The sequence below is a fragment of the Nocardia sputi genome (genome assembly GCF_023501985.1).
Genome location: NZ_JAMFLC010000025.1, coordinates 102,822 through 108,985 on the forward strand (window position 1 = coordinate 102,822; position 6,164 = coordinate 108,985).

4 protein-coding genes and 1 pseudogene are annotated in these 6,164 nt (G+C 65.5%); 4 read left to right on the plus strand and 1 reads right to left on the minus strand.

Features of this window, described 5'->3' with window-relative positions; translation table 11 throughout:
- Positions 1–484: 484 nt before the first annotated feature.
- Both M8859_RS37000 and M8859_RS37005 read left to right on the plus strand, forming a co-directional pair.
- On the plus strand, positions 485–1,105 hold the full coding sequence (locus M8859_RS37000; protein ID WP_283780186.1) for a serine/threonine-protein kinase: 621 nt from the start codon (positions 485–487) through the stop codon (positions 1,103–1,105).
- The gene (locus M8859_RS37005) at positions 1,042–1,908 is read left to right on the plus strand and encodes a hypothetical protein (RefSeq protein ID WP_283780187.1); all 867 of its coding nucleotides are present in this window, start codon (positions 1,042–1,044) and stop codon (positions 1,906–1,908) included. The genes M8859_RS37000 and M8859_RS37005 overlap by 64 nt, the downstream gene beginning before the upstream one ends.
- Before the next feature lie 148 nt (positions 1,909–2,056).
- Here M8859_RS37005 and M8859_RS37010 read toward each other — a convergent pair whose 3' ends face one another.
- Positions 2,057–2,191 (minus strand): hypothetical protein, encoded by a 135-nt coding sequence (locus M8859_RS37010; protein WP_255466234.1) that lies wholly within the window; start codon positions 2,189–2,191, stop codon positions 2,057–2,059.
- A gap of 457 nt (positions 2,192–2,648) precedes the next feature.
- Here M8859_RS37010 and M8859_RS29615 point away from each other — a divergent pair.
- Positions 2,649–4,345 (plus strand): annotated as a pseudogene (locus M8859_RS29615) (gamma-glutamyltransferase family protein).
- Positions 4,346–4,393: 48 nt separating this feature from the next.
- A complete protein-coding gene (locus M8859_RS29620; protein WP_249645163.1) occupies positions 4,394–5,560 on the plus strand; it encodes an alpha/beta fold hydrolase in 1,167 nt (388 codons plus the stop codon).
- Positions 5,561–6,164 lie beyond the last annotated feature (604 nt).

Here is a 6,164-nt window from a genome sequence, read left to right on the forward strand (position 1 = left end):
AACTCAAATTGCAACCCTCGATGGTCTATCGAGGCCGTTCCCCTTCCCAGGACGCGGAACCACAGCGCAGGGGGAGGCCCCGCCGAGCGTGACCATCCCGGATCAAGTTCCGAATCGTTCCCGAAGTAGTTCCGCGAAGGCTGTTCGGAAACGCGGGCCGGGAGTTACACCTGTGTATTTACCGTCCCGGTCGTCGTCGAGTCGTTGCCACAGCACGAGTTCGGCGGTATGGGTCCGGGGTACGCTGAATTTGCGACAGGGTTGTCGGCGGATTTCTGGGCACGATCTGCGTACTCGCACCGGTGGCGGGTAGTGCCCAGCCGCGTACTTGTCGGCACGAGCATGGCTGGGAATTCGCCCCGCCATAGCGCTGGCTCTCGACTGTCTGGCCTGGCTGAATCACCCAGTGTGAGGCATCCGCTCGGGCGGGAGTTGAAAAAATCGAGTTCACCGTTTGCCAGTCGGGTGGCCATGGGACGGCACAATGAATGACACGGTACTAGGTGGCGGGGACGCCACTCGAGGGCCAGCAGAGGCGTTCGGACGCTATCGGCTTCTGTCGCTGCTGGGTCAGGGCGGCATGGGCCAGGTGTGGCGGGCGCACGATTCGCTGACCAACCGGGTGGTGGCGCTCAAGGTGCTGCCTGAACGCTTCGCCGAGGACGAGGAGTTTCGCGAGCGGTTCCGCCGGGAGTGCCGGGCGGTGGCGCAGTTGACCGAGCCGCATGTGATCCCCATCCATGACTTCGGCGATATCGACGGTCGGCTCTATCTGAATATGCGCTTGATCGAGGGCACCGACCTGCGCACGGTGATCAGGCGAGAAGGGGCCTTGCCGCCGCGTCGGGCAGTGGCGATCATCGCACAGGTGGCCGGCGCGCTGCAGGCGGCCCACGACGCCGGGCTGGTCCACCGCGACGTCAAACCCTCCAACATCCTGCTGGGAGGCGATGAGTTCGCCTCGCTGATCGATTTCGGGATCGTGCCGCCGACGACCGCACCCTCACCACGGTCGGCCAGACCATCGGCACCGTCGCCTACATGGCGCCGGAAGAGATCAGCGCGGAGGTCAAGGCCGATGCGCGAGTGGACGTGTACGCGTTGACATGCGTACTGCACGAGTGCCTGACCGGCCGGCCGCCGTTCGCGAGCGCATTGGGGATGCAGGGTGTGATCGCCCAACACTTGAACAGCCCGCCGCCGCGTCCCAGCGCCACTGCACCCGATGTACCGACTGCGTTCGATGCGGTTATTGCCAAGGGTATGGCCAAAAATCCCGATGATCGCTACCAGACCGTGCGCGAGCTGGCCGCGGCGGCCTGCGCCGCGGTGGGTGATCCCCCGGCCAGCAGCACAGGGGGCGTGGCCGCCCGAGATGAGCGGCGGATCAGATTGTCTCGCAAGACAGCCATGCTGCTCGCCGCCGCGGTCGCGGTTACGGTGTTGACCGCCGTAGCTGTCATCGTCGGTGTCCAGCGGGAATCAGCTGGCGGCGACTCGCCCACACCCACAGCTTTCGCCCCCGCCTACTCGCCACCGACTCCGCTGCCGTTCACCGGCGTCACCCTGCCCACCGGTGTGGCGGTCGATGATGCGGGCAACGTTTACGTCACCGATATGGGTAACGATCGGGTGGCGAAATTGGCGGCGGGCGCGTCGGAGCCGACGCCGCTGCCGTTCACCGGCCTGAGGAACCCGCAGGATGTGGCAGTCGATGATGCGGGCAACGTTTACGTCACCGACACAAGTAACAATCGGGTGGTGAAATTGGCGGCGGGTGCGTCGGAGCCGACCTCGCTGCCGTTCACCGGCCTGAAGAATCCCCAGGGTGTGGCGGTCGACAATGCGGACAACGTTTACGTCACCGACCTGGGCCCCCATCCGGTGATGAAACTCCCGGTCGGCTGAACCCCCGTTTCCGCGCCATCTTCCGGCTGGCTGCTCGGTCGATCGCAGATCCTACTCGGCTGTACGGCGTAGGGAACTGGCACGTACAGAACACGGCTTCGAACAGTCCTTGCTTTGCCGCCGAAGTGGTGGTTCACAGCGCCTCGCGTCAGGCGGGCAGCGGAGCGATCTCGTCGGCGGAGAGTTCGGAGTACCGCTGTTCTATGAACAGCCGACGGCCCGTCTCCATGAGGGCGGCCCGGGTGGCTTCGGTGTATTCAGCCCGTCGTCCCTTGACAGTCACGCAGACAAGACTACATTCACATACATCATGTATCTGAGATGTTGGATGTATGCGAATGTCGAACCTCGCAGACGTCATCGTGGTGGGGACTCGCGGCTGCGACGGAGATTTCACTACCCCGTCGACATTGACGCGCTTCGGATCGCAGCTGTCTCGGCCGACCGGCCCGCTGCACTGGGCCGGCACCGGAACGGCGACCCGCTGGGCCGGAACATCGACGGCGCGGTCGACTCCGGGCAACGCGCTGCTCGCGAAATCCTCGCGGTCAGCACCTCATGAGCGCCGCCCAACCGATCGAGCGGACGCAGCGTATCCACCCATCAGTTCTCGATTCCCCAGGACCTCGTACGACCAACTCCTCTGAAGGATCACAATGGGCAGATTCACCACGCGCCCCACACTGCAGGGCACCTTCGGCATGGTCTCGTCCACTCACTGGATCGCCTCGGCGGCCGCGATGGCGATACTCGAGGACGGCGGTAACGCCTTCGACGCCGCGGTAGCCGCGGCGTTCGTACTGCACGTGGTCGAGCCGCACCTCAACGGGCCGGCGGGGGAAGTTCCGATCATCCTCGCGCCGGCGGGACGGGCACCGCAGGTACTGTGCGGCCAAGGGCCCGCACCGATGGGTGCGACGATCGAGCACTACACCGATCTGGGCCTGGATCTCGTACCCGGAACCGGACCGCTGGCCGCGGCGGTGCCGGGTGCCTTCGATGCCTGGATGCTGCTGCTTCGCGACTACGGCACGAAGCGGCTGTCGGACGTACTGGCCCATGCCATCTGGTACGCCGAGCGTGGGCATCCGGTGCTCGAGGATGTCTGGGGCACCTTGTCTGCGATGCAGAACCTCTTCGAGTCCGAGTGGACCACCTCGGCGGCGGTGTACCTGCGAGGAGGAAAGCCGCCCGCACCGGGACAGTTGCTGAAGAACCCGGCCCTGGCACGAACCTGGCGGCGTTTGATCGCCGAAGCCGAGGCCGCACATGCGGACCGCGAGGCCCAGATAGAAACCGCGCGACGTACATGGCGGGAGGGATTCATCGCCGAAGCGCTGACCGCCGCCGCCGCACAGCCCACCATGGACACTTCGGGTGAGCGGCACACCGGCACCTTGAACGGCAGCGACCTTGTGCACTACGTTGCGACCTACGAAGATCCGGCCACCTACATCTGGAACGGCTGGACGATCGCCAAGCCCGGTCTCTGGAGCCAGGGCCCGGTGTTCCTGCAACAGCTGGCCCTGCTGCCAGAACAGATGGACCACGGCACGGCCGATTACTACCACACCCTGATCGAGGGCTCGAAGCTCGCGATGGCGGACCGAGAGGCTTGGTACGGCGACTGCACGGATATGTCCCTGGAGGCGTTGTTGTCGCCCGCATACAACGCGGAGCGCCGAGCGACGATCAGTCCGGACGCGTCCCACCAGCTGCGGCCCGGAAGCCCGGACGGCCGGCCGCCAAGGGTGAGCGAGTATGCCGTTTCCGCTGTGCCGGACCGTTTTCCTGCAGGGACGGGGGAGCCGACGGTAGCCGCGACAGGCACCGTCCGTGGCGACACCTGCCACCTCGACGTCGTGGACCGCTGGGCAACATGATCGCCGCTACTCCCAGCGGCGGCTGGTTGCAGTCGAATCCGATCGTGCAGGAACTCGGATTCCCACTCGGTACTCGGTTGCAAATGGCTTGGCTGGAACCTGGCCTACCGAACTCTCTCGCGCCAGGCCGCCGCCCTCGGACCACGCTCAGCCCGTCCATGGCGTTACGCGACGGAGAGCCCATCTTGGCTTTCGGCACCCCCGGCGGCGATCAGCAGGACCAATGGAGCCTGCATTTCTTCCTGGAGGTCGTCATGCGCGACAACGTCCGTGGCCGTTTGGACCTGCAGGGTGCTGTCGACGCACCGAATTGGCATCAGGACAGTTTCCCTGGCTCGTTCTATCCGCGTTCGATGAATCCGGGAGCGGTGACGATGGAATCGCGGATCAGCGCCGAAATCCGCACCGAGCTGCGCCGGCGTGGCCACCGGATCACCGTGGGCGACGCCTGGTCGGAGGGACGTCTCTGCGCTGTCGCTCGTGACCCCGAGACGAACGTGCTCTCGGCGGCCGCCAATCCTCGCGGGATGCAGGGCTACGCGGCCGGCCGCTGAAACACCATCCGAACTTTTCTCTCGCGACCCACTCACTCAGGAGACTCCATGTCTAGAAGGACGTTGCCCGTGCGGCGCGTGATCGTGACGGTACTTGCAGCCGTATCGCTGGTACCGGTGACCGGATTGTCAGCAGCCGATGCGCTGCCCGCTGCCGGGCCGGGAACGATAACGTCGTTCCGACCGCTGATGGAAGCCGAGCTGATTCCGTCGGCCGGCAAAGGGTATCGGCTCGTCTACCGAACCACCGGTCAGAACGGTGAACCCCAGATCAGTGCCGGAAACATCTACCTGCCCGCGGGGAATCCCCCTCCAGGCGGTTGGCGAGTGGTGTCATGGGGACATTCCACCAGCGGTATCGCGCAAGGCTGCGCACCTAATCTCATGGGCGGGATCGCGGATACTTTCGACGAAACGCCGCAGTTGTCTGCCTACCTGGCACAGGGTTACGCGGTGACGGCCACGGATTACATCGGGCTCGGCGCACCAGGACACTACGAATACCTAGCCGGGCGCGCTGCCGGGCACGCGGTGCTCGACATCGTCCGGGCCGGGCGCGCCCACGACCGCGGGCTATCGAACTCGTACGTGCTGGCCGGGCATTCCATCGGGGGGCATTCGGCACTACTCGCGGCGCGATTGTCACCGATCTACGCTCCCGAACTCGACCTACGCGGCACGGTGGCCTACGCCCCGACGAGCAACTACGAGGACCTGATCGCCACGCTCTCCGGCCCCGGCCTGCGGGTGCCGCTTCCCGAGGGGCTGCAGATCAGGGTCTTGATGATCATGGCCGGCCTCGATCACGTGCGCCCGGATCTACGCGTCACCGACTACCTGAGCGACCGGGGAAAACAGGTGCTCGCCCTCGCCGAGGCCGGTGAAGGATGCTTGCGGTCAGCGGGGGACGCTGTCGCGGGCCGCCCCTTCGGCGATCTGTTTTCCAAGCCGTTGTCCGATCCGGCGTTGATTACAGCGCTACGCGACTACATGGCGGTACCTACGACCGGATACCGTCAGCCGCTGCTGCTCCTGCAAGGCGGCATGGACACCGTGCAGCCGATGCCGACCACAATGCTGCTACAGCAGCAACTCGAGCAAGGCGGCGCCGACAGCCGACTGCTGTTCTATCCACCGGCCACCCATTTCACACTCTTGCAGCACGCTCGTTCCGACGCGAATGCATTCCTTGCCGACGTTCTGCCGCCCCATTGAGGCAAGGCGTCCAACGGCTGTTTCGTGTGACAAGCCTGGATGAGTAGAAAGCTGCCCGCACCTCGGCCGGACAGCCGCTCGGCCAGTTCGGACGCGACCGTCGCGCGCCCCGCCGCGGATGCTGCCGCCGCGTCTCACAGATCGCGGCCTCCCACCTACGCTGCCACGCGGGTCGGTGATTCCGCGGTGATGGCGACGAATAGGGCTATTCGAGATCCTTCTGCACAGAGAAGCGGTTGAACGAGCCGCGCACCCATCGCCGGGTTCGCCCCCCGGCTCGTATACGCCGCGGCACAGCCATGGACATTGGCGACCATATCGACGGCGGGAGCGGTCTGTGTGCTGCCACACCGCCGCCGCGGCAACGATCCGCCGTACGGCCCGGCGAAGACAGGAACGATTGCCTGCGGGCAGGCAGGAGCAGCGTCACGCGCGCTGACCTGACCGCTGTCGCTCGGTCGCCGGAACACCCTCCGTCAGTTGCCGAATCCCACCGTGGCCACCGTTCGCCCTTCGGGCGACATCCACCGAGGGCGACTGAGACTTTTGTTCACGCAACGCTGAACGATATCTCTATGCCAGGCAGACGTGCCGACGAAGCGCA

Bases quoted from the DNA above. Each gene is read 5' to 3' on its own strand.
- M8859_RS37000 (WP_283780186.1), top strand. From the start codon at position 485: ATGAATGACACGGTACTAGGTGGCGGGGACGCCACTCGAGGGCCAGCA.
- M8859_RS37005 (WP_283780187.1), top strand. From the start codon at position 1,042: ATGGCGCCGGAAGAGATCAGCGCGGAGGTCAAGGCCGATGCGCGAGTG.
- M8859_RS29620 (WP_249645163.1), top strand. From the start codon at position 4,394: ATGTCTAGAAGGACGTTGCCCGTGCGGCGCGTGATCGTGACGGTACTT.